Source organism: Natronosalvus amylolyticus (assembly GCF_024298845.1).
Classification (GTDB): domain Archaea; phylum Halobacteriota; class Halobacteria; order Halobacteriales; family Natrialbaceae; genus Natronosalvus; species Natronosalvus amylolyticus.
This window is the reverse complement of sequence record NZ_CP101156.1, coordinates 3328781-3350936: the sequence shown is the minus strand read 5'-3', so window position 1 is coordinate 3350936 and position 22156 is coordinate 3328781. Positions and strand designations below refer to the sequence as shown.

The following is a 22156-nucleotide window of genomic DNA, read 5'->3' as shown; positions in this document are numbered from 1 at the left end:
AAGCATTTAGAAACGACTCGGAACTCGATCCATCGTCTGTGAGACCATGTACACTTCCCTGGGCGACCAGCAGGCAAAAAGGTGGCGTTCGACGCAACCTTTCTCGTTGGGTGCCAGACGCAATTGTGAAGCAAGGGAAACGAGGTACACAGTGAAGCAGGGTGCACAGTGAAACGAGGTGCACAATGTAACGATGTACACAATGTAACGATCTACACGCCTACCGTGACATCCATCGATTACGCAGGGCTGACATATACTACACCATTAGTAGTGTTAAGTAGTGGTATAGTAGTGTTGGATAGTGGTATAGTAGTGTTAAGTAGCAATTTGCGAATGAATTACTTCACAGACAATACATAACATCGTGTGGACACCCAGGCGTTCCGGAACGACAAGACAAATACCCCCGTTTCCCTAACCTCGAGTAATGGCTCCTGCGACCGCGACCGCACGACAACGAGTGCGGAACAACACGCTCGAGACGGCCATCGTCCTCACAGTCGTCGGCTACAGTCTCGTCATCGGAACGTTCGTTCTCGACCTCCCCATCTATCCCGAGTTGAGCAACGAGCAGGTGAACCTCTTCTCGAGCGTCATCGCGGTTATCAACGCGACGACGACCATGTTTCTGGCCGCCGGTTGGTACTACATCCGCGCCGGGGACGTCGAAAAACACCGCTACTCGATGGTAACTGCCTTCGCCCTCATCCTGCTATTTCTGGTCGTCTACCTGGTTCGCGTCGGCGGGGGCGGAACCAAACAGTTCGTCGGCCCCGACCTCGTCACCTCCGCGTATCTGGCGATGCTCGCAATCCACATTCTGCTCTCGATTCTGGCCGTCCCGCTGGTGCTGTACGCACTCCTGCTCGGGCTAACACACACGCCCGCCGAACTCCGCGAGACTGCCCACGCTCGAGTCGGCCGCTTTGCCGCTGGCGCCTGGCTGTTGAGTCTGATTCTGGGCGTCGTCACGTACCTCATGCTCGATCACATTTACGCCTACGAGTTCGCCTGGCTCGTCGTCGGGTGATACGGTATGCTGTACCCTTTTTCGGTGATTGTCGCCCCGCTACGGGCAATCATCGGTAAAACGACGGAAACCGTATGAACGTTCGTTGTCGTCGCTTCCTGAGCAACGACGGATTGGTTCGTCGCTGAGCGGCACACAGTGACAAATCCCGCTGACGGCGATCAGTTCCATCGCGACCTTCAAGCGATACTATAGTAGCCAGTGAAACGATGTACACACCTCTCACGACGCCGTCTTGTGAGAGGGTGTACAATGACTTCCACTGGCTACTATACAAGAGGTCGAACCCCGTCGAGGGTGAAGCGCCAACGTACTCGAGGCCAACTGGTCGAGTGAACTCGAAGGTAATAAGCCAACGCACTCGAGTTCAGGGGGTTCGAAATCGGCGGACACACCGAGGTCCGGATCGAAGCACCCGTTGGCCCGTAAGTCCGTAGGGACCCGATACCGACTTTTTCGGGCCGCCTACGGTGAAATCGGGTGTGTGGGAAGCACACGACCACAGCCGGTATATATACGGGTCCGTTGTTCCGGCCGCCTATGGCGACACCATCACGACGCGCCCTCCTCAGTGTCCTCGCGGGCGGTACAATCGCCGGTGCCGGCTGTCTAGAGGGCGACACGGATGGCGACGAACCGAGTGAAGGGGCGACCGATCAGAACGGTCACCACGAAGGAGAGGCCGACACCGAAGGAGACGGCTCGGAGGGTGCTGGAACCCAATCGACCGACGCAGGAAACGGTAACGACGACGAAAATCAGCCCGACGGCGACGACCAGTCGAACGATGCCGACACGCAAACTGGTTCAGTCTGGGAGACGACCGAACTCGAGGACGTTTTGACCGGCGACTGGTTTGCCGTCGCAGATTTCGATCGGCCGGTCTTTCTCGAAACCTTCGCCGTCTGGTGTTCCACCTGTCGACAACAACAACACGAGTCGGCGACGTTACACGAACGCGTCGGCGACGAGGTCATCACGGTCGGCCTCAACGTAGACCCGAACGAGGACGCAGACGCCGTCCGCGAGCACGCCAACGAACACGGGTTCGACTGGTACTTTTCGGTCGCGCCGCCCGAAGTCACCAGGAGCCTCGTCGACGAGTTTGGCGAGTCGATGGCGAACCCGCCCAGTGCTCCCGTCGTCTTGCGATGTTCGGACGGAACCGTACAGCGACTCGAGGATGGGGTGAAATCCGCCGACACCCTCGAGGCCGCACTCGAGGACGGTTGTTACTTATGACCGCAATTGGGAGCTACCCATGACCCTCGCCGCACGACTCTTCGAACTGTTCGTTATCGGCGTTGGAACGCCGCTGACGACCGTCTGCGTCCTGCCGCTGTATCCGGCGTTTATCTCGTATCTCGCCTCCGCAGAAGGGCGCGACGGTCGACCGCTCTCGCCCGCAGTCCTCGGCGTGCTCGTCGTCGGTGGCGTACTGGCCTGCATGGCACTCGTTGGCTTCGTATTCACCACCGTCCTCGAGACGTCCCTGACTCGAGTGATCGAAACGGTCTCGCCTGTCGCCTTCGCCATTCTCGGCGTAATCGGTATCGTCCTGCTCGCCGACCTGAAACTATTCAACCGAATTCCGACCCTCGAGCCACCACAGACGCGCTACCCCTCGCTAACCGCCTTCGGTTACGGCTTTTTCTTCGGGGCGATCGTCCTTCCGTGTAATCCGGCGCTTATCGCCCTCTTTTTCACCCGCGTCCCCATCCTCTTTGACACCTGGGCGCACGGCATGCTCGGCTTCCTGGCGTTCGGTCTCGGGATGGGAGCACCGCTGCTCGCGTTCGCGCTCCTGTCCGAAACGGCCGGGCGTCGCATCGTCACCGTTCTCACCAGACACGCGACGGTCATCAATCGAGGAACCGGAGCTATTGTCCTCGCCGTCTCGCTTTACTACTTGTTCTGGGTGTTCGCCGTGGTTCCCACACCGACGTTCTGATCGTTTCCCATTCGATTGCTGTAACCGGCTTCCTCGCAAGACCGGTTATCAGGACCACACAAAAGGTCCTGTTGCGTCCGAACACTGCCCGACTGGCTGTTTGGCAGCGCCTTTTTATTCTCGACTCGCGACAGAATGCGTATGCGCATCCGTGGCTCACTGACTCGAGAGGAAATCGACGACTACCTTTCGTCGACGACAGTCCCCGTTCGGCTCGCCTGTCACACCCCGAGTGGCGGGCTCTGGATGCTCTCACTGTGGTATCGTTATCGGGACGGGGCTCTGGAGTGTGCGACCGCTGCTGACGCCAACGTCGTCGAGTACCTCGAGGGTGACCCCACCGTCGCATTCGAAATCTCGAGTAACCAACCGCCGTACATCGGCGTCCGCGGTGCCGGAACCGCCTCCATCAGCCCGGACCCCGAAAAATCCGTCCTGCGCGCACTCCTCGAGCGGTATCTCGGCGGCACGGATTCACAACTGGCCGACACGCTACTCGACGAATCTCGCGAGGAGGTCGTCATCACAGTCGAGCCACAAACGGTCTACGGCTGGGATTTCAGCGATCGAATGCGTGACGTGCTCGAGGAAGAATAGCGCAAAAACGGGACCCGGTCGAGAGCTATTCGGTGACGATAACCGTCCCGACCATGCCGCCTCTGACGTGTGGTTCGCAGATGTATCGGTACGTCCCCGGCACTTCGAAGGTGTGTTCGAACGTTTCTCGGGTTCCGAGTCGCCCGCCGCGATGGTTGTGCCAGGCCTCGGTGGCCGTTTCCTGATCCGGATAATCGCCAGTCGAAAAGTACGACGCACCCTCCGGGAGGCTCCGTTCGACGGCAGTGATAGTGTGATCGGCCTCGCTGGTGTTTTTCCAGACGACCGTCTCCCCGACCGTCGCCTCGTATTCGTCAGGAAGGAACTCGTTACGGCTCATCCCGATGTCGTACTCGCTGGGCTCGAAGACCTGCTCGCCGATGTCACCAAGAGCCGTACAACCGGCGAGTCCGGTCAGCGTGGCGCTGCCGACGGCGGCCAGATAGACGCGTCGGTTCATATTCGAGATTAGGATAGCGACACCATAACGGCCCCGGTTTCCCGAGCGATACGACCCCCGATTTCCGAGCGAATATGTTCGCTCGAGAGCGGGAGAACGTCGTCTACTGTAATGTGTCCCGACAGTGAACTCACGGCAAAGGAAACACGTAAGACCGCGCCGCATCGAAACCGGAGGTATGCTGCCGCGTTTCGTCGGCCGACTCGGTCTCGCCGACGCAGTGACGATTGCCAACGCTGCTCTCGGGTTCGTCGCCGTCGTCGTCGCGTTCGTCGATATCGAACTCGCCGCGCGACTCATTTTACTCGCAGCGATCGCTGACGGCCTCGATGGCATCGTCGCCCGCCACTACGGTGGCACCGAGGCCGGACCCTACCTCGACTCGCTTGCCGACGTCGCTTCCTTTGCTATCGCCCCGGCAGTGCTCGCCTTCGTCGTCATCAGCGACGGGCTTGGCGTCGATTTGGAAACCGTCACCCTCGAGTTAGGTCTCGTCACCGCCATCTGTGCCCTGTTCGTCGCGATGGCCGTCGCTCGCCTCGGCCTCTATACGGCCTACGACACCGCAGACCACTACACCGAAGGAATTCAGACGACGCTCGCCGCGACGATCATGGGTGCGGCGATCCTCGCCGGTGCGCCAGTCGATGACCCCTGGCTTATTCTCGCCATAACCGGAGCGTTCTGTTATCTGATGGTCTCCCCAATCCAGTATCCCGATTTACTGACTCGAGACGCTCTGATTATGGGGATCATCCACGCGCTAGCGATTCTCGTTCCCAATTTTGCCGGAAGAACCTTCCCGTACGCGCTTCTCACGCTCGGCATCGCCTACATGGCATTGAGCCCGTGGTTTTACTGGCGGCCGGACGCCACGCCGTCCCCTGATGATCGGGCGGTAAGGGGCGAAGACCCGACCGAGTGACGGACCCCGATCCGGTTTTCGACCGACTCGCTCGTGGAGCATCGACAATGGAAACGCTTAGGAGCATCCTGGCACGACAGATTCGTATGAAGACGGGACTGCGTCACCAAGCGGCGATCGATCGCCGGGTGAGCCGATGAGCGACGACGAGACCGGCGGCGACGAACTTACCGTCGAGTCACTCCGTGAACGGCTCGAGGCCGTCGAAGCAGCCCTCGAGGACGCCGAAACCGAATCTGACCTCGACGAGGTCGAGGCGGCCCTCGAGGATCTCGAATCGGACGTCGAGGAAACACTCGAAGACGACGAAGACGACGAGGAGGCCGAGGAACTCGAAGACGAACTCGGCGATCTCGCCGACGAACTCGACGAGGCCCGTGGCCCCTACGCCGACGACGTCCTCGAGGATATCGAGGAGGTAAGCGACGAAATCGCTGAGGAGACCTGGACCGAACAGGGCGAATCGTCCCTGCGAAGCGTCGTCGAAGCCGCCCTCGAAGACATCAACGAGATTCTGGGCACCTCATTGACGCTCGCCGACGACGACGAGCTCACCGAGAAACTGCTCGCAACACTCGAAGCGACCGGCGAGGCTATCCACGACGCCGATCTGGACCCGGACGAGGACGGAGACACCATCGAATCGCTGCTCGAAGCGACCGAAACGCTCCAGAACGGCGTCGAAGATGCCCAGACCTGGGACGACCTCTCGGTCCGACAGCAGCTACAGGCCCAGGGCTACTACGATGTCCTCGACCACGTCAAGGACTATCCACCGGAGTGGCACGCGCTAAAAGTTCACGAGAAGCGCGGAAACATCGACATGGTCTTGCTCGCCCTCGAAACGTTCGACTCCGATTTCATGGAAGAACACGCCCTCGAGACACTCGAGCGAATGGGCCACGAGGATGCAATCGAACCGATGCTCCAGCGAGCGGGCCGTCGCGACCAGGATGCGATCCGGATTCTCGGCAAGACCGGCGTCGAAGACGAGGAAGTCGTCGAGACGCTCGTCGACTACGTCGACAACGACTCGAATCCACTGCTCCAGAAGGTGACGTTCAAAGCCCTCGGTCAGATCGGTGCCGAAGCCGCCGTCCAACCGATTGCCGACCAGCTCGTCGCCGAAAACGCCGAAATTCGCAGCGGTGCCGCCCGCGCACTCGGACTAATTGGCGACACGCGTGCGATCGACCCCCTGGCAGACGTCCTTGCGGAAGACGACGACGATACCGCCCGCGCATCGGCCGCCTGGGCACTCAACCAGATCGCCACCGAAGCCGCCCTCGAGGCCGTCGCCGAGTACACGGACGACCGCGCCTACCTCGTTCAGGCCGAAGCTGAAAAGGCCGCGCCAGCGCTCGAGCCGGCCGCCTGAACTCGACCTCAGGATTCCGTTCTTTCCAACCGTTTACAACACTTCGATTCGCCCCCTAACACGCTCATTAGCGCGGTGATCTTTATATACGAACGAGCGGCCAGCGACAGCAATGCGTCCCGGGCTAACCGTCGCGAGCCTCGTCGTCGCCTTCGGAGTCCTCGCTATCGCCCTCGGAACGGCGGTCGCCGTCACCGGTTCCCTCGCTGGTCCCGCAGGCGGCGACGATGCGCGCTCGAGTCAGGGCCTCGAAATGGCGTACGGAAACGTTGGCCCAACGGCATCTACGGAACACCAGTGTCCGATCCAGGTTGAAGAAAGCTGGTCAGACGGCCACATCCCTGCACGACCACCGTATGCAGACCGGTCGCTCGAGACACCGGCTCACCCGACGATACTCGCAGCCTATCCGAATCCAACCACGGAAGGGAACGTCGGCGAGTATTTCGTCCTCGACGCGCCAGTCGGCACCCGCCTCGGGAATCTGACAATCACCGATGGTCACACTACGGCTCGGTTCCCGAACGAAACGATCTCGGGTCCGGTCGCGGTGACGATGGATCCGCACGTAACCGACGAGATGACGGCCCTCGAGAGCGTCGCACTCGAGGGACACCTCCGGCTGGCGGCAGATGGCGACCAACTTACGCTCCAGCGAAACGGGACGACACTCGACACCGTTCGGTACGATCGCGCCAAGACGGCTCGAGTCTGGTACCGTGAGCCGACACCGGGATACGAACACGTCTCGAACGAGAGTGACAGGGTCGCACACGGTCGCTGGTGGCCTCGCGAGCGCAGTTGCTTCCCGCCGGTTGCGTCCGAGCCGAACGCAGCGACGGCGTTCGTGCTCCCGGATAGTCCCGAGGTCCCGCTCGATCGCGTCGAGGCCGCAGAGGAACGTATCCTGCTCGGTGGCTACACGTTCACCTCGAAAGCGACTGCCGAAGCCCTCGAGGATGCCATCGACCGCGGCGTCACTGTCGAATTACTCGTGGAGGCAGGACCAGTGGGTGGGACGCCAGCGGCGACCGATTCATTGTTCTCGAGTCTCGAAATGCAGGGAGCTACCGTCACCGTCATCGGCGGCCCCGGCAGTCGATACCGGTTCCACCACCCGAAATACGCCATCCTCGACGATAGCGTACTCGTGACCTCCGAAAACTGGAAACCGTCGGGGTTGGGAGGCGCCTCGAGTCGTGGATGGGGCGTCGTCGTCGAGGACCCGGAACTGGCCGCGTCGCTCGAGTCGGTCTTTCGAGCCGATACGAGGGGGTGGGATACGTCGACCTGGAACGACCATCGAAAAACCGCCTCCTTCGTCGACGAAGAAGGTGCCTCCGACACGTTTTCGATGGAACACGAACCCGAACACCTCCATCCCGAGCAGGTCGAGTTGCTACTCGCTCCCGAAAGCGCCGAACCGCGACTCCTCGAACTCATCGACGGAGCGTCGGACACTCTCTCCATCAAACAGGCCAGTATCGGCGACGACGATTTCGCGTTGCTCGAGGCCGCAATCGAAGCCGCCGAACGCGGTGTCGAGGTTCGGATTCTGCTCGACGATAGCTGGTACCACGAGGACGGGAACCAAGCCGTCATCGCGACCCTCGAGACGGCTGCCGCGGACGACGACCTCCCGCTCGAGGCGAAACTGGTCGGGTCGAGTGATCGATACGAGAAAATCCACGCCAAAGGAATCGTCATCGACGGCGAGACGGCCATCGTGGGCAGTCTCAACTGGAACGATAACTCGCTACGGAACAACCGCGAGGTCGTGCTGGCACTCCACGGCGAGAACGTCGGTGCCTACTACGAGGGCGTGTTCGACGCCGACTGGACGGGTGGAGAAGACGAAGCCGTGTTTCCGTTCCCGATAGAGTTACTCGTCGCTGTCGGTGCCGGCGTCGTCGGCGCTGGGGTTCTCGGGTGGAATCACCTGCGGTTCGACTCGACGCGGGAGGAGGAAATTGCGGACGAACGAATCTATTTTAGTTCTCGAGTGGGGCCGCACTCGAGAGCGCTTCATCCAGATCTGCTGCGGCCATCTTCTCGACCAGTGCGTCGATGACTGCCTCACGTTTGCCCGCGAGGAACTTGATCGAGCCGACGACGAGGTGGCCACCACCGGAGACGCCGGCACCGGGCAGCTCATCCTCGAGTTCTGACACCATGCGCGGAATGTCGAGTCGGACACCGTCACTCCGGAGGACGGCGAAGTCCGGGCCGTAGCCGATGGTGATGACGGGGTCGCCCGTCTCGGTGATCTTGCGGTCGTGAATTTCGCCCGTCGTCTTGCCGGGTGCGGGATAGGTGAACCGGTGGGCGTAGTGTTCGACGTCGATCCGATAGAGGTGTGCCCCGCTCTCGAGCCGTTCGTGTTCGACGTGGTCCATCGCGTCGCCGAGTTGCCTGTCGACATCGCGCCGGGAGCGCTCGGCGAGGAGCGAAACGAGTTTCCGGTGGCGCGTTTCGTCGGCGTCCGAGAGTTCGAGAATGTCCTGTATCAGGTGATCGCCCGAGTTGTAACGCAGCCAGAAAGCGGCGTAATCGAGCGCTTCGCTGACGTCTCGGAGACGGGTTTCGTCGTAGTCGTTTTCGGCGGCCAACTCGAGATACTGGCCCATTGCGTCGGCTTTCGAGCGATCCGAAACGCCGGCGACGGCCGGGATGTGTCGGAGGTCGTCTGTGAGGCCCGGATCGATCATTCGGGCGAGTTCGACACAGAGCATCCCCGTCGTAATTCGGTAATCCTCGTCGTGGAGGTACGGATTGACGTGCGCGTCCAGCAAGTCACCGACTGCCTCGGGGTCGGGATGGTGATGATCGATGGCGACGATAGGGATGTCGTAGTGTGAGAGCGTCTCGTAGGCCGGAACGTCCTCGGCAGTCGACCCGTTGTCGAGCATCAACAAAAGCGGCAGTTGCTGGCCGTGGCGTGATCGGTCCTCGAGCGCGAAATTGAGGTCTCGCGTCGCATCTTCCATCTCGTAGAACGGCGCTTTCGCGGGCAGGCGCTTGATCAGGTGTTCTGACGCATCGGCGTCCTGGTGAACCTCGGCGATGAAGTTCTCGAGGGCGAGTTGGACGGGAACGGCCGCACACATGCCGTCGCCATCAGCGTGATGACGAACTCGAATCGGTCGGCCCTCGAGTACGGTTCGGCGAAGGAGGGTTGCAACCTCCCGAAGGTTGTCGCGGAGCTTCTCGAAAGCGGGCCACTCGATCAACGGTTCGACGTCGTGTGGCTGTGCACGTTCTTCGAGGGCGGCCTCGAGTCGGTCACGGGCGTCACGAGCATCGTCCCCCTCGAGCGTGGAGAGGCCGTCGACTTCGATCTGGACCGATCCCTCGCGGTTTTCCGGCGTGCCAGTCACGCGAACGACGTCACCGACTGCGAGACTCGGATAGGCGCGAACCCCGGCCTCCTCGAAGGCGGCACAGGGGACGACGCCGTCCTCGTCGGCGATGTGAAAGATCGTTGGGCCGCCGGTCTGTTTGACCTGGACGATTTCGCCTTCGAGGTGTATCTGCTCGCCGACGTTAGCCTCGAGGCGATCAGTGCCGGTTAGCGGATACTCGTGGTCGACCGGTTCGAGCGTGTACTCGTCGTCCTCGAGGTCGATATCAACGGGCTGAAATGCCATATCGCCGTTGTCACGAACCTCCTCGAGTTCGACGACGAGTTCCTGACCGACGCGGAACGTGCCCTCGAGGACGGACTCGTGAACGAGTCCCGAAACGGTGTCTGAGAGGTCGACGAAAACGCCGTATTCGACGATGCCGTTGATTTCGGCGAGATACGGTGTGTCCGGTTCGACGTCGGAAGCGGTACAATCGGCAGCGAGATCGTAGACGACGGAAACATCTCCGTCTTCGCCGGAACATCCGGCGGAATCACGTGTCATCGGTATCGGTTGTTTGGTTCCGGTGCGTATAACGCTTGTTAACCCATCTTCGACGGGCTGGAACGCTTCCGGAACGTTTAGCAACGTCAGGCCCCGACGATGTGACATGGGATTGCTGGATGCGCTGTTTCGCTCGAGCGAAATTCTCGGCATCGCCGAGGAAACCCTCGAGTTCGCGCTCGAGTCTTCTGAAGCCACCCACCCCAACGAGTACATGGGGTTCCTTCGCGGGACCGAGGCGACACAACTCGGTCTCGACCGTGACGGCCTGGTCATCACCGACATCCTGATCGTGCCGGGAACGGAGGCAAACAGCGTCAGCGCAACCGTCAAAACGAGTTCGATTCCGAACGACGTCAAAGCGCTCGGGAGCGTCCACTCACATCCAAACGGCGTCATCCGGCCGAGTCAGGCCGACCTCGAGACGTTCGGCCGAGGCAGCGTCCACATCATCATCGGTGCTCCCTACCGACGGAGCGACTGGAAAGCGTTCGACTCACAGGGTCGCCAGACGCGGCTCGACGTGATCGACGTGGCGTTGCCAGACAGTGAGGAGTTTTTCGACTTTACGCAGGCGGATATCGACGAGGAGTTACGAGGATGACCGACAACCGAGACACCCAGCCGGAAACCGAACGAGTCGTCGTCGCCCAGGGAACCTTCGATATTCTGCATCCCGGGCACGTCCACTATCTCGAGCAAGCGGCTGCGATGGGGGACCGACTCGTCGTCATCGTCGCTCGGCCGACGAACGTCGACCACAAAGCCGCCCCCATCTGTTCGGCCAACCAGCGACGTGAACTGGTCGGCGCCCTCGAGGTCGTCGACGAAGCGATACTCGGCGACACAGAGGACATCTTTCGCCCGATCGAGCGCCTCGAACCGGACGTGATCGCCCTGGGTCACGACCAGCACCACGATCCCGAGGCGATTCGCGCGGAACTCGCGGCTCGAGGACTCGAGTGTGCAGTCAGGCGTGCCTCGGGTCGGGAACCACAGTACGAAGACGAACTGCTCTCGACGCGGCTGATCATCGAACGGATTCTGCGACGCAGAGGCTAGTGGGGGCTGGCCGGTTTACCACACAGCACAAAAGGGTACTAGTGGCTTCCCAAACCTGAACGAATGCGTGAAACCGATTGCTGTTGTCCGGTTTCACGCATTCGTCGACGTTTGGGAAGGGACTAGAGGTAGCCTTCGGCAACGAGCCGGTTGATGCCTTCTCGGAGCCGCTCTTCGCTAGCTGCATACGAAATACGAGCGTAGCCGGGCGTGCCGAACGCGCTTCCCGGTACCGTCGCGACGTGGGCGTCCTCGATGGCTCCCTCACACCAGGCCTGGTCGTCGGCATCGACTGGGAGCATCATGTAGAACGCCCCTTCGGGGACGGCGACGTCGACGTCGTGTTCCGCCAACAGGTCGACGATGCTATCGCGACGTGCTTCGAACGCGTCGACCATCTCCGCGACGGCCTCGTCGGTGTTTTCGAGGGCTTCGATACCGGCCATCTGGACGAAGTTCGTCGCCGAGGACACCGAGTGGCTGTGGAGTTTGCCCGCCTGATCGATCAGATCTTTCGGCCCGGCGAAGTAGCCCAAGCGCCAGCCCGTCATCGAGTAGGCTTTCGAGAAGCCGTTGACCGTCACCGTCCGGTCGGCCATCCCCTCGAGAGTGCCCAGACTGGTCGGTTCGACGCCGTAGGTAATCTCCTTGTAAATCTCATCAGAGATGACGGTGATGTCGTGTTCGACGGCCAGGTCGCGAACGCCCTCGAGTGCGGCATCCGAGTACACCGCGCCGGTGGGGTTCGACGGCGAGTTGACGATCAGGAGTTCGGTGTCGTCGGAGACGGCTCCAGCGAGGTCCTCGAGCGCGGGTTCGAGCTGGAAGTCGGTGGCGGAGAGGTCGACTCGTGTGAGGTCACCGCCAGCCATCTTGACCATCGCTTCGTAGGAGACCCAGGCGGGGTCGAGGAGGACGACTTCGTCGCCATCCTGAATGAGCGCCTGAATGATTTCGTAGAGGGACTGTTTCGCCCCTGGCGTGACGATAATTTCGTCGGGGCCGTGCTCGAGGCCGTCAGCGGCGAGTTTCTCGCTGATCGCCTCTCGAAGCTCGAGGTGACCCGCGGGGGTCGTGTAGCCGGTGTAGCCATCGTCCATGGCCTGCTGGCCGGCATCGATGATGTTCTGTGGGGTTGGGAAATCCGGTTCGCCGACGCTGAGGTCGACGACGTCGACGCCGTCGGCCTCGAGTTCGGTGGCGAGCGCCGAGATGGTCAGGGTTGCGGACGGTTCAACGCGGGAAACGCGATCGGTGAATTCCATGGTCATTGTCAGGTGATGTTTCGGTGGACAGCGAGGGTTGGTGTCGACCGTCGTGTTCGACGGTCCGTGTGGTGATTCGCGTCGGTTTCTCGAGGGACGCTTACGGGGACGGCAGTTCGTCGACGAGGTCGAGCGCACCGCCGACGGCTTTGGCTGCGTTATCGACGCGTTCGCGGGCTTCCGCGGCCGACATTCCCGGGCCAGTGACGCCGAGTGTAACCGGGGTGTCACGCTCGAGGCTCACATCTGCGAGTCGGCCGGCAGCGGCATCGGTGATGACCTGATCATGGTCGGTATCGCCGGTTATCACGGTCCCGATTACGACGACGGCGTCGATGGCCTCGAGTCGGGCGAGTCGGTCGGCAGCCAGCGGTGCATCGTAGACGCCGGGCACCGAGACGACCTCGGCGACCTCGGCTCCGGCCGACGTGGCTGCCTCGAGGGCAGCGTCTTCCATCCGTTTGGTAATCGGCCGATTGAACTGCGCGATCACCAGACCGAGCGTGGTCATACTCGAGGGGTTGGTTGGATAGGTAAAAGAGGTTCTGCTATGGACGAGGTTTTGCGAGGATGTCGCTCGACACCTCGACAGTCGAGACACCAATCACGGTCACGTGGAAATCCGTACGCCGCGTTTAGCTATTGTTGGGCGGTTCGTCCCGGTGATCGTTCGGGTTGGCGTTCTCGAGTGCCGCACTTTCTCGTTCGGTGGACCCGTGTTCGATGTCTTCTTTGCGCCGTTTTTCGTCCGCTCGTTCTCGAGCAGCCTGCTGCGCCTCGCTCAATTCCGCATCGTCGACACCGTCGGGCAATTCCGCTTGCTCCGGTTCTTCATCGGCGGCTTCCGTTGCCAGTTCGACGTCTCGTCCGTGGGTCGTCTCGTCGCTCATGTGTGCCACCACCTCGTGGGTGGCTGTGGTGAAAAAAGGGACATTGGCTTGCACACGAAATGGCGTCTTGAGGGGGAAGAAAATGTCGAGGAAATATAGTAGCCAGTGGAACGATGTACACACCTATCACGACGAAGTCAAGCGATAGGGTGTGCAATGACTTTCACTGGCTACTATAGTGTCGTTACCAGGGTTCACCGGAGGCCAGATCAATGTCGCTATCGCCCTTTTCTGAGGGGCAGATGTCGGCGAGAACACAGGATTCACAGTCTGCAGAGCGGGCCGAACAGACGGCACGGCCGTGGTCGATACAAAGGTGGGTAAACTGCTGCCATGCCGATCCGGGAATCACCGAGAGCAGATCCTGCTCGATCTGCTCCGGGTAGTTCTCTTCAGTCAGTCCGAGTCGTCGAGTGAGTCGCTGGACGTGCGTATCGACGACGATTCCCTCGACGATATCGTGCCCGTGTTGGAGCACGACGTTCGCCGTCTTTCGCCCCACGCCCGAGAGCGCGGTCAGTTCGTCCATCGTGTCCGGCACCTCGCCGTCGTGTTCGTCGACGATCGTCTGACACGCACTGCGGATGTACTTCGCTTTGTTGTTGTAGTACGTGATCGAGTTCAACGCCTCGGCGAGTTCTTCCTGTGGCGCGTTGGCGTAGTCCTCGGGCGTCCGGTAGGTTTCGAACAGCTGTTCGGTCTCGGCATTGACGCGCTCGTCCGTACACTGTGCCGAGAGCATCACCGCGATCAGCAACTCGAGGCGGTTCGAGTACCGAAGCGAAATCGTCGAATCCGGATACTCGTGTTCGAGTCGTTCGATAACTTCGGTCGCCTGCGCCGTTCGGTCCTCGAGCGGGGTTCCCATTGGCCGACCCTTTCGAGGCGGTCCATTTCAGGAATTCGATTTGGTCGAGTCTGAAGACTTCAATATGGTAGAAAGAAGAGTACTATTATTACCCTCGGGGTTCGTGTATTGAAGTGACTCTGGGGGGAGTCCGCACTGACGACAGCTATGAACGCACAGAACGAACCACTCACACTACCTGACGAACCGCACGACCGGTTCGACGAAGCGTTGCTCGATGCGTTACTCATCGAACTGAAGTCGGACGAAGGGGGAGCCAAACGGGAGGCACTCCGTCGCGCACTGAACATCGACACGACGACCAGCAACGAGGTTCGACTCGAGCACGTCGAATCGACGGTATCACAGCTCGAGGCCTACACCGATTCACTCGGCGAGTTTCTGGACGAGAACGGCACGGCAGAGACCGTACTGGCCGACGTACAGGACGGACTGGAAGCCGCGACAGCAGACATCCGTTCGCTCGAGAATAGCGTCGACGATCTCGATGCGACCGACGAGCGGCTCGCGGAACGACTCGACAGTGTCGACGAGCGGCTCGACGCACTCGAGTCATCACTCTCGACGGTCGAAGCCGAAACCGACGAGCTTCGAACCGATTTCGACGCCGCACGCGACTCACTCGAGGATTCGCTGGCCGAAATCGGGGCCACCGTCGATACGGTTCGCGACGATTTCGAAGCGCACGTCGAAACGGCCGAAATCAACCACGAAACGGTTACCGCCCGACTGGACGATCTCGAGGAACAACGAGCACGAGATCGCGATGCGTTCGAGGAACGCCTCGAAACGCTCGAAGAGCGAATCGACGATCGGACGGCGGCGCTAGAAGCCGAAATCGACGATGTCGAGGAGAGAGTCGATGACCGAATCGAGGCGCTCGAAACGGGCCTTCTCGACCGTGTCGAAACCGTCGAAAACGGTCTGATGGACGAAATCGCCGGGCTCGAGGGAGAAATCGGCGATGTCGAAGCCGACCTCGAGTGGCAGGCCGAGCGTATCGAAGGCCACGACGGCGATATCGAAGCGCACACGATGAGGCTCGAAGCCCACGACGACGATATCGGAACGCTCGAGGAGACTGCCGAAACCCTCGAGGCCGACCTTGCGAGGACGGACGAGCAACTCGAGGAAGCGACCGACGAACTCGAAGCGCTCGAGGCCGAACTCGAGGCAACAGAAGAACGAGTCGGCGACCGTCTAGGAGAGACAGCCGACGAAATCAGGGCGGCCATCGACGACCTCGAAGCCGAGTTGTGGGCCGAGTTCGAGGACGAGGTCGACGATATCGAAGCGCGAATCGAGACGCTCGAGCAGGTGACCGACGAGGCAGCCGAGTGGCGCGAGGAGTTACAGGCGGCACTTGGGTAGCCCGAGTGGTTGGTCACGGCTGCACAGGTGCGCCGAACCGTTCGGTTCGGCTCACACGTCGACGCGTAACGAAGTACTGACACCCATTTTCGGGCGATCCCGAATCGGTTTGGGAAGGGAAACCATCGGTTCGCCGACTCGAGTGCCAGGTATGCCGTGACCTTTAAGCGGCCAACACTCACTCGTGAGTGTATGAAAGCGACGGCGATGGCCCACCCGATTCAGGGGCTTATCAAATACCACGGCATGCGAGACGACATCGAACGACTGCCCTACCACGACAGTATCAGCGTCTGTACGGCACCGAGTCACACCCGCACCACCGTCGAGTTCTCGATGGACTACGACGAGGACACCTACGTCGTCGACGGCGAGGAACTCGAGGGGCGAGGATTCGACCGTCTCGAGGCAGTCGTCGAGAAGGCCCGTGGTATGTCCGACGCGGCCCACACCGTCTACCCGGTCCGCATCGAAAGCGAGAACAGCTTCCCCTCGAACGTCGGACTCGGCTCCTCGTCCTCGGGATTCGCCGCGGCCGCTCGAGCGCTCGCCGAAGCAGCCGAACTCGACGCCTCGATGCAAGAGATTTCGACCATCGCCCGTGTCGGGTCGGCCTCGGCCGCCCGATCGGTGACCGGTGCGTTTTCGCAGTTGTATACGGGGATGAACGACGACGATTGCGTCTCCCGTCGCGTCCCGAGTAACCTACACGAGGAGCTCAAGATCGTGGTCGGGCTGGTTCCCTACCACAAGGAAACCGAAGACGCCCACGACGAGGCCGCAGACAGTCACATGTTCCAGGCCCGAAACGCCCACATCCACGGTCAGATTGCGAAGATGCGCGACGCGCTGCGAAACGACGAGTTCGATGACGCGTTCGAACTGGCCGAACACGATTCGCTGAGCCTCGCGGCGACGACGATGACCGGTCCCGAGGGCTGGGTCTACTGGCAGCCGGCCACCCTGGCTATCTTCAACAAAGTCCGCGAACTCCGCGAGGAAGAGGACGTTCCGGCGTACTTCTCGACGGACACTGGTGCAAGCGTCTACGTCAACACGACAGCCGAACACGCCGAACAGGTCGAGGAAGCCATCGCCGAAACCGGCGTCTCGACGACTACCTGGGGCGTCGGTGGCCCCGCACGCCTGCTCGAGGGCGACGACGAACACCTGTTCTAACGCCTCCCAGGCCAGATTTTGCGTCACCTGTTGTGTACAGAGGGGAAGCATTGCTTCCACGCACTGACGTCACCCGAGGAACCAGCAACCGTCCCGTTCTCGAGCAGACCTATACTGCTCGAGCCCCAAATGAGGGTATGCACGTCGTCGTCCTCGGCGGTGGCTACGCCGGAGTGACACTGATGCGAGCGCTCGAGCGCGACCTGCCCGTCGACGTCGAGTTGACGCTGGTTAACGACTCACCAACGCACCTCGTCCAGCACGAACTCCACCGCGTGATTCGTCGACCATCAGTTGCGGCCGAGATCTCGATTCCCCTCACCGACTTGCTCGAGCGAGCGACGGTCCACGTCGGCGTGGTCGAATCGATCGATACCGAGAGGCGAACCGTTCACCTCGAAGATGAAACGCACCTCGAGGATGGAACGCTCACCTACGACTTCTGTGCAGTCTGTCTCGGAGCCGAAACCGCGTTCTACGGGCTCGAATCCGTGCGTGAACACGCACTCCCGTTGAAGCGTGTCGGTGATGCAACCGCGATTCGCTCGGGCGTACAGCGCGCGCTGGAAAGCGAATCCGAAACGACCGACATCGTGGTCGGCGGAGCGGGCCTCTCTGGCATCCAGGTTGCTGGCGAATTGGCAGCACTCCTCGAAGAATCGGCCCCAGAGCGCGTTGACGATGGGACGGCGAGTGTCACCCTCCTCGAGCAAGCAGCCACTGTCGCACCGGAATTCGACCGATCGTTTCAGGAGGCGACACGCGATGTCCTCGAGCGAGTCGGCGTCGACGTTCGGACCGAGAGCACCGTCACCGACGCTGGTGAATCGACAGTTACGGTCCGGTCTGCGGACGAAAACAGCCCGCGCACGCTCCGGGCGGACGTCTTCGTCTGGACCGGCGGCATCTCCGGGCAGGACGCACTCGAGGGCGAGCGACCACAGGTCAATCGCACCCTGCGCCTCGATGATCGAACGTTCGTCGTCGGTGACGCGGCGCGGGTTATCGACGCCGAGGGGGAAGCCGTCCCGGCGAGTGCCCAATCTGCGGTTCGCGAAGCGATCGTCGTTGCCGAGAGCATTCGTCGGCTGATCGAGTACGAACACCAGGGTGGCGTGTTCGAGCCGCGACTCGAGAGCTTTACGTTCGAATCGCCCGGCTGGCTGGTCAGCGTCGGTGACGACGCCGTGGCCCAGGTTGGTCCTTCGGTGTTCACCGGGGCGCCAGCGAAGGCGCTGAAAACCACCGTCGGCGTCGGCTATCTCTCATCGATCGGCTCCGTCCGTGAGGCGGTCGACCTCGTGCAGAACGAACTGTGCGCGTCCTCTCACTCGAGGCAATCCCAGTAACCCACTTTTTATCCAGGAGATAGAATTCGGAATAGTAATACGAATCGGTGCAGTATGCATCGGACGACCGATGTCCTCACTGCACGCGCTTCGTGCTGGCCTCACCGATTCCTCGTTACGGCTAGCGATCTTGGTCGGACTCACGTCCGTCCCGTTTACCGTCGCCCTCTCCTGGGAACCGGTAGCCGACGACGTCGTGGTCATCGGTGGCTCTCTGTCGGGAGCGCCGGTTCTGCTGGCAGGGTTACTCGTTGGCTACCTCTATACCGACCGGCCGACAGAAACGCGTCGGGCGGGGATCTGGGCCGGGATGGCCGGTTCGATCGGGACGATGATCGTCTTTCTGGCCAACACACTCACCAGTCTTCCTTCGGCCTCCTCGAGAATCGGCCTCGCCGGGGTGATTGCGACACCGATCGTCGTCGCAATCGGTGTTGGCTTCACCGTCGTGATTACGTCTATCAGCGCACTGTTCGGCCAGTGGATAACGACGCGTCTTCTTCGAGAGAGTGGTGAACGGAAGCCGGAGACCGCACAGAGATGGCGATACGTCCTCTTCATCTATGCGGTCATCGCCCCCGTAACGTTGATCTATGCGTTGTTAATCGCTCCACAACACGGTATTTCATTCGGGTTCTCGATAGTGAGCATGTTCGTGTTAGTCCCGCTGTCCATCGTTACGCTCGCGGGACTGTTTATCCAGATAACGACACCACCAAAGGGACCGAATACACTGGCCACCGTGTCGGTGTACGTCGGCGTACCGATCGGAGTGTGCGCACTGCTCTACATTGTAACCGGCTTTCGAGGATTCGAAGATCCGGGCCCGATAGGGCTCATCGGATTCATGATCGCACTCTGGCTGACGACGGCTCTGTATCTCGCGAGCAGCGACCGGACACCGATCACGGCGTGAACGAGACCGCACTCACGTCCAGGAATCGAGCCCCGTCTGCACGACGCTCGCCTCGATCCGCTCGAAACCGCGCTCGACTTCCCCGGCATCGACGCCCCACTCGTCGACGACGTACTGTCTGGCCGACTCGAGGTCCGGTTCGAGGCTCGTCTCGAACTCGTACTCGTCGGTCACGTTCGGGTCGCGAAACAGCTGTCGGACCCGGTCGCCGTGTTCGATGTGGTCACCGCGAGCCTCGAGTACGCTCCAGAGGTCACCGTGTTCGCCAATTTCAGAGAGTGCCGTCTTGGGTCCGATTCCGCGAATTCCCTCGTTGAAGTCCGTCCCGATCAGGATGGCCGCGTCGATCAGTTGCTCGAGCGTGAGGTCGTGAGCCGTGAGCGTCGCCTCGAGGTCCATCAGTTCGGGGTCGCCCTTACTGGTCAGTTGCCTGAGCGTGTACGGGGCGCCAAAGAGGAGTGCGTCGTAATCTTCTGACCCGACGTAGTCGGCGTCGCCGCGTTTGACCATGTGTGCCGCCTGAGCTTCACCCTCTGCGGGCGCTTCGACCACCGGCACGTCGAGCAGTTCGAGCAGTTCGCGGCTGGTCTCCTGAATCGTTGGCGTCAGCCGCTGGGTTCGAGATTCGAGTTGGGCGATAGCGACGGTGTCACCCTCCTTTCGGGCCCGTTCGAGTTGTTCCTCGTACACCTCGCGTTGTTCGCGCCGATCTGCGATTTCGTCGGCTTTCAGTTCCGAGGGGCCGCCGTCGAACACCATCACCGGGACGATATCGTGTTCGAAGAACTTCGGCAATCCCTGGATGATTCCGATCAGGTTCGCGACTTCAGTGCCATCGTCGGTCGTGTACTTCTCGCTCGAGGTCCACTTGACCGTCGTCGTCAGATAGCGATAGAGCCAGTTGTGTGCGTCGACGGCGACGACACCCTCGATATCTTCGAACGGCACGTCCTGGATGACGGCGATATCACGAAGTGCTGCGTTTCCCATTGGAAGTTCCTTGGGGCGAGAGGGTTTGAAAGGTTGTGTTCGCCGTTGGCGTGGTGGGGCCGTTTCTGTCCACCCCGATTACGTCGAACGTGACGGCGGGCCGTTCTCGAGGCGACGCTCGAGGAAGCGACGTTCGTCCGGAGACCGATCGCGGTCCTGTGATCGAAACTGCTCGAGACCGTCGCGATAGTGGGCGAGAAGGCGGTCGTCGACCCCGGCTGAGGGAGACAGCTCCGTGCCCGTCGCAGGAGGCGAGACGGGATGGACCAGAATCAGTTCGGCCAGCCCTGTGGTCTCACCGGTGAACGTAAACCCGGCTTTCCAGAGAGCGTCGTACGCAAAGGGGTTGTTGACGGCGATTTGTAAGCTGCCGTAGCCACGCTCGAGTGCCAGGTCGCGCACGCGAGAGATGAGTTCTGGTCCGAGCCCTTGGCCTCGAAACTCGCTGTCGACGGTGACGTAACGGAGCCACAGCGTCGACGCGTCGGTTCGGTCTTCGTTGAACGCCACCGCGGCCAGTACGGCCGTCGCGTACGGAAGCTCCCGAACTGGCGTCGAACCGGTGTTACTCGAGGGAACCGACTTCCCCTCCCGTTTGAGCACGGCCTTGCCCGTGTTCGACATGACGAACTTTCCAGCGTAGCTGAAGCGTCGATAATCGAGTCGGAGCGTCGGCCCATCGGCTGGCCAGCCAAGCAGTTCGAACTCGACGGCGGGTGTCGGAACCACGAGTGGATTATAGCGGCCGTGAGCCTAAGTGTGGTGGACGACGAACGCGATTGTATCGATTTGTGGAAGACCTGAGTGGTTCGTCAAGCCTGAACGTGTGACGGAGCACTCCAGACACTCGAGTGGAGACGGGGCCGCCCGAGTGTCCCGATAGGTCCACGAATCACCATTACACTCGCTCGAGCGTCACCGAATTCGCCTCGTAATCCTCGACGAACGCGCCTTTCCCACCGACCGTGACGATTGTGTCCTCGTCGTCTTCGCTCTCGAGTTCGAGGATGAGCGCGTTTTCGACGGCGAAGGTGTCACGCGTTGGCTCGAGTAGGCTCTGTCGAACGCCGACGAGTTGCCCTTCGATGGTAGCGTATTCGTCCGTTCGAACCGGGCGTGCTTCGGCCCGAACGAGGATGTCGTGGCCCGCCTCGAGGTGAAGCGTCGACTGGAGCACGCCGTGACGGAAATCGGTGTAGGTCCGCGGGAGGACGTCCGGTTCGGTGACGTACACCTGTTCGGCCATCGGCCAGTAGTTCCCGAAGAACGAACCGACGATGATGGGGACCAGCTGGGCCTGCGAGATGGCGATTCCCTGTTTGCCGGAGTTCGACCGAACCAGCATCTCATTCGGCGCGAAGAGTCCGAGGTGCTGGTCAGCGGTCACTATCAGCGGAGCGTTTTCGCCCCAGCTACGGGCGATACTCGCAAGTCCCGAAAAACGTGATTCCGGAAGGGAGTCGTCACCCGTCACCAGTAAAATGACCATGACGCCGCGATCGACCGTCGCCTCGAGTGCGTCTTCGATTTCCTCGAGTAAGGCGGCTGGTACCGAGAGCGTTACCTCCTCCTCGGCCCGCTCGAGCAGTTGGGTGATCCGCTTCATGATCGTCGTCCGTGTCTTGATCACCTCGAACTCGCGCTCCTGTTCGGAGACGTTGCCGTAGCGGTTCTTGAGTTCTGGCTCGAGCGACTCGAGATCCGTCGTCAGTGCCGCGATAACTTCATCGGGCGGGTTGGCCCGGATCGTGGTCGGAACGGCGTGATCGATGACGTCGACGAAGCCGCGTTCGTCGAGTTTTTCGCTCACGCTGTAGACGTACCGTTTGGAGACACCGGCGTCATCCGCAACCGTGCTCGCTTTCGCCTCACCGTGTTCGAGAATCGTGAGATAGGTATCCACCTCTTTTTCGGACAGCCCGAGTTGCCGAAGGCGGTCCGAGAGCGTCGAATCATCCATACAATGAGTACATGATTCAGATGCAATGAGTGTTCGGACCAGCTGCCGACAATT

The 22156-nt window shown here is 61.0% G+C and carries 22 protein-coding genes; 13 read left to right on the top strand and 9 right to left on the bottom strand.

What is annotated here, in order from left to right:
- Nucleotides 1–430: 430 nt before the first annotated feature.
- The 4 genes from NLK60_RS15630 (at nucleotide 431) to NLK60_RS15615 (ending at nucleotide 3581) form a co-directional block, all read left to right on the top strand.
- Nucleotides 431–1033, top strand: coding sequence for a DUF420 domain-containing protein (locus NLK60_RS15630; RefSeq protein ID WP_254808701.1), 603 nt, complete (start codon nucleotides 431–433; stop codon nucleotides 1031–1033).
- Between the two features lie 540 nt (nucleotides 1034–1573).
- Nucleotides 1574–2275, top strand: a complete 702-nt coding sequence (locus NLK60_RS15625; RefSeq protein ID WP_254808700.1) for a TlpA family protein disulfide reductase — start codon at nucleotides 1574–1576, stop codon at nucleotides 2273–2275.
- A 19-nt stretch (nucleotides 2276–2294) separates the two neighbouring features.
- Nucleotides 2295–2984 carry a cytochrome c biogenesis protein CcdA gene (locus NLK60_RS15620; RefSeq protein ID WP_254808699.1) on the top strand — a complete coding sequence of 230 codons (690 nt, stop codon included), beginning with the start codon at nucleotides 2295–2297 and terminating at the stop codon, nucleotides 2982–2984.
- Between the two features lie 141 nt (nucleotides 2985–3125).
- A complete protein-coding gene (locus NLK60_RS15615) occupies nucleotides 3126–3581 on the top strand; it encodes a pyridoxamine 5'-phosphate oxidase family protein (protein ID WP_254808698.1) in 456 nt (151 codons plus the stop codon).
- Between the two features lie 25 nt (nucleotides 3582–3606).
- Here the strand turns inward: NLK60_RS15615 and NLK60_RS15610 are convergent, their stop codons facing one another.
- The gene (locus NLK60_RS15610) at nucleotides 3607–4041 is read right to left on the bottom strand and encodes a cupredoxin domain-containing protein (protein ID WP_254808697.1); all 435 of its coding nucleotides are present in this window, start codon (nucleotides 4039–4041) and stop codon (nucleotides 3607–3609) included.
- A gap of 178 nt (nucleotides 4042–4219) precedes the next feature.
- On the opposite strand from NLK60_RS15610, the gene NLK60_RS15605 reads away from it, so the two are divergent.
- From NLK60_RS15605 to NLK60_RS15595, 3 genes are all read left to right on the top strand, one after another.
- Nucleotides 4220–4966: a protein sorting system archaetidylserine synthase gene (locus NLK60_RS15605; protein ID WP_254808696.1), complete on the top strand. Its 747-nt coding sequence runs from the start codon at nucleotides 4220–4222 to the stop codon at nucleotides 4964–4966.
- Between the two features lie 136 nt (nucleotides 4967–5102).
- Complete coding sequence (locus NLK60_RS15600; RefSeq protein WP_254808695.1) at nucleotides 5103–6344, top strand: HEAT repeat domain-containing protein; 1242 nt, start codon at nucleotides 5103–5105, stop codon at nucleotides 6342–6344.
- A gap of 112 nt (nucleotides 6345–6456) precedes the next feature.
- Nucleotides 6457–8415 (top strand): phospholipase D-like domain-containing protein, encoded by a 1959-nt coding sequence (locus tag NLK60_RS15595; protein WP_254808694.1) that lies wholly within the window; start codon nucleotides 6457–6459, stop codon nucleotides 8413–8415.
- Here the strand turns inward: NLK60_RS15595 and han are convergent.
- Nucleotides 8336–10252, bottom strand: coding sequence for a Hef-associated nuclease (gene han / locus NLK60_RS15590; RefSeq protein WP_254808693.1), 1917 nt, complete (start codon nucleotides 10250–10252; stop codon nucleotides 8336–8338). The two genes, NLK60_RS15595 and han, sit on opposite strands and share 80 nt — an antisense overlap.
- Nucleotides 10253–10358: 106 nt before the next feature.
- Here han and NLK60_RS15585 point away from each other — a divergent pair, with 106 nt between their 5' ends.
- Together NLK60_RS15585 and NLK60_RS15580 are read left to right on the top strand one after the other, a co-directional pair.
- Nucleotides 10359–10856 carry a Mov34/MPN/PAD-1 family protein gene (locus tag NLK60_RS15585; protein ID WP_254808692.1) on the top strand — a complete coding sequence of 166 codons (498 nt, stop codon included), beginning with the start codon at nucleotides 10359–10361 and terminating at the stop codon, nucleotides 10854–10856.
- Complete coding sequence (locus NLK60_RS15580) at nucleotides 10853–11314, top strand: FAD synthase family protein (RefSeq protein WP_254808691.1); 462 nt, start codon at nucleotides 10853–10855, stop codon at nucleotides 11312–11314. The genes NLK60_RS15585 and NLK60_RS15580 overlap by 4 nt, the downstream gene beginning before the upstream one ends.
- Before the next feature lie 122 nt (nucleotides 11315–11436).
- Here the strand turns inward: NLK60_RS15580 and NLK60_RS15575 are convergent, their stop codons facing one another.
- The 4 genes from NLK60_RS15575 to nth form a co-directional block, all read right to left on the bottom strand.
- Nucleotides 11437–12585, bottom strand: coding sequence for a pyridoxal phosphate-dependent aminotransferase (locus NLK60_RS15575; RefSeq protein ID WP_254808690.1), 1149 nt, complete (start codon nucleotides 12583–12585; stop codon nucleotides 11437–11439).
- A 94-nt stretch (nucleotides 12586–12679) separates the two neighbouring features.
- Nucleotides 12680–13090 (bottom strand): 6,7-dimethyl-8-ribityllumazine synthase, encoded by a 411-nt coding sequence (ribH, locus tag NLK60_RS15570; RefSeq protein WP_254808689.1) that lies wholly within the window; start codon nucleotides 13088–13090, stop codon nucleotides 12680–12682.
- Between the two features lie 124 nt (nucleotides 13091–13214).
- On the bottom strand, nucleotides 13215–13469 hold the full coding sequence (locus NLK60_RS15565; RefSeq protein ID WP_254808688.1) for a hypothetical protein: 255 nt from the start codon (nucleotides 13467–13469) through the stop codon (nucleotides 13215–13217).
- 184 nt (nucleotides 13470–13653) lie between these two features.
- Nucleotides 13654–14337, bottom strand: a complete 684-nt coding sequence (nth, locus tag NLK60_RS15560; RefSeq protein WP_254808687.1) for an endonuclease III — start codon at nucleotides 14335–14337, stop codon at nucleotides 13654–13656.
- 147 nt (nucleotides 14338–14484) lie between these two features.
- Here nth and NLK60_RS15555 point away from each other — a divergent pair, with 147 nt between their 5' ends.
- The 4 genes from NLK60_RS15555 (at nucleotide 14485) to NLK60_RS15540 (ending at nucleotide 19152) form a co-directional block, all read left to right on the top strand.
- Complete coding sequence (locus NLK60_RS15555; RefSeq protein ID WP_254808686.1) at nucleotides 14485–15708, top strand: coiled-coil domain-containing protein; 1224 nt, start codon at nucleotides 14485–14487, stop codon at nucleotides 15706–15708.
- 192 nt (nucleotides 15709–15900) lie between these two features.
- Nucleotides 15901–16887: a phosphomevalonate decarboxylase MvaD gene (gene mvaD / locus NLK60_RS15550; RefSeq protein WP_254808685.1), complete on the top strand. Its 987-nt coding sequence runs from the start codon at nucleotides 15901–15903 to the stop codon at nucleotides 16885–16887.
- A gap of 137 nt (nucleotides 16888–17024) precedes the next feature.
- A complete protein-coding gene (locus NLK60_RS15545; protein ID WP_254808684.1) occupies nucleotides 17025–18236 on the top strand; it encodes an NAD(P)/FAD-dependent oxidoreductase in 1212 nt (403 codons plus the stop codon).
- Between the two features lie 70 nt (nucleotides 18237–18306).
- On the top strand, nucleotides 18307–19152 hold the full coding sequence (locus NLK60_RS15540) for a DUF5518 domain-containing protein (RefSeq protein WP_254808683.1): 846 nt from the start codon (nucleotides 18307–18309) through the stop codon (nucleotides 19150–19152).
- A 12-nt stretch (nucleotides 19153–19164) separates the two neighbouring features.
- Here NLK60_RS15540 and fen read toward each other — a convergent pair whose 3' ends face one another.
- The 3 genes from fen to NLK60_RS15525 form a co-directional block, all read right to left on the bottom strand.
- A complete protein-coding gene (gene fen / locus NLK60_RS15535) occupies nucleotides 19165–20142 on the bottom strand; it encodes a flap endonuclease-1 (protein WP_254808682.1) in 978 nt (325 codons plus the stop codon).
- Nucleotides 20143–20220: 78 nt separating this feature from the next.
- On the bottom strand, nucleotides 20221–20871 hold the full coding sequence (locus NLK60_RS15530; protein WP_254808681.1) for a GNAT family N-acetyltransferase: 651 nt from the start codon (nucleotides 20869–20871) through the stop codon (nucleotides 20221–20223).
- 169 nt (nucleotides 20872–21040) lie between these two features.
- Nucleotides 21041–22102, bottom strand: coding sequence for a TrmB family transcriptional regulator (locus NLK60_RS15525; RefSeq protein WP_254808680.1), 1062 nt, complete (start codon nucleotides 22100–22102; stop codon nucleotides 21041–21043).
- Nucleotides 22103–22156 lie beyond the last annotated feature (54 nt).

Excerpts from the sequence above, each read along its gene's own strand:
- NLK60_RS15545 (WP_254808684.1), top strand. The coding sequence starts at position 17,025 with ATGCACGTCGTCGTCCTCGGCGGTGGCTACGCCGGAGTGACACTGATG.
- NLK60_RS15575 (WP_254808690.1), bottom strand. The coding sequence starts at position 12,585 with ATGACCATGGAATTCACCGATCGCGTTTCCCGCGTTGAACCGTCCGCA.
- NLK60_RS15630 (WP_254808701.1), top strand. The coding sequence starts at position 431 with ATGGCTCCTGCGACCGCGACCGCACGACAACGAGTGCGGAACAACACG.
- NLK60_RS15580 (WP_254808691.1), top strand. The coding sequence starts at position 10,853 with ATGACCGACAACCGAGACACCCAGCCGGAAACCGAACGAGTCGTCGTC.
- NLK60_RS15595 (WP_254808694.1), top strand. The coding sequence starts at position 6,457 with ATGCGTCCCGGGCTAACCGTCGCGAGCCTCGTCGTCGCCTTCGGAGTC.
- NLK60_RS15620 (WP_254808699.1), top strand. The coding sequence starts at position 2,295 with ATGACCCTCGCCGCACGACTCTTCGAACTGTTCGTTATCGGCGTTGGA.
- NLK60_RS15625 (WP_254808700.1), top strand. The coding sequence starts at position 1,574 with ATGGCGACACCATCACGACGCGCCCTCCTCAGTGTCCTCGCGGGCGGT.
- NLK60_RS15565 (WP_254808688.1), bottom strand. The coding sequence starts at position 13,469 with ATGAGCGACGAGACGACCCACGGACGAGACGTCGAACTGGCAACGGAA.
- NLK60_RS15600 (WP_254808695.1), top strand. The coding sequence starts at position 5,103 with ATGAGCGACGACGAGACCGGCGGCGACGAACTTACCGTCGAGTCACTC.
- mvaD (WP_254808685.1), top strand. The coding sequence starts at position 15,901 with ATGAAAGCGACGGCGATGGCCCACCCGATTCAGGGGCTTATCAAATAC.
- NLK60_RS15610 (WP_254808697.1), bottom strand. The coding sequence starts at position 4,041 with ATGAACCGACGCGTCTATCTGGCCGCCGTCGGCAGCGCCACGCTGACC.
- fen (WP_254808682.1), bottom strand. The coding sequence starts at position 20,142 with ATGGGAAACGCAGCACTTCGTGATATCGCCGTCATCCAGGACGTGCCG.
- ribH (WP_254808689.1), bottom strand. The coding sequence starts at position 13,090 with ATGACCACGCTCGGTCTGGTGATCGCGCAGTTCAATCGGCCGATTACC.
- NLK60_RS15555 (WP_254808686.1), top strand. The coding sequence starts at position 14,485 with ATGAACGCACAGAACGAACCACTCACACTACCTGACGAACCGCACGAC.
- han (WP_254808693.1), bottom strand. The coding sequence starts at position 10,252 with ATGACACGTGATTCCGCCGGATGTTCCGGCGAAGACGGAGATGTTTCC.
- NLK60_RS15605 (WP_254808696.1), top strand. The coding sequence starts at position 4,220 with ATGCTGCCGCGTTTCGTCGGCCGACTCGGTCTCGCCGACGCAGTGACG.
- NLK60_RS15615 (WP_254808698.1), top strand. The coding sequence starts at position 3,126 with ATGCGCATCCGTGGCTCACTGACTCGAGAGGAAATCGACGACTACCTT.
- NLK60_RS15525 (WP_254808680.1), bottom strand. The coding sequence starts at position 22,102 with ATGGATGATTCGACGCTCTCGGACCGCCTTCGGCAACTCGGGCTGTCC.
- NLK60_RS15540 (WP_254808683.1), top strand. The coding sequence starts at position 18,307 with ATGTCCTCACTGCACGCGCTTCGTGCTGGCCTCACCGATTCCTCGTTA.
- NLK60_RS15585 (WP_254808692.1), top strand. The coding sequence starts at position 10,359 with ATGGGATTGCTGGATGCGCTGTTTCGCTCGAGCGAAATTCTCGGCATC.
- nth (WP_254808687.1), bottom strand. The coding sequence starts at position 14,337 with ATGGGAACCCCGCTCGAGGACCGAACGGCGCAGGCGACCGAAGTTATC.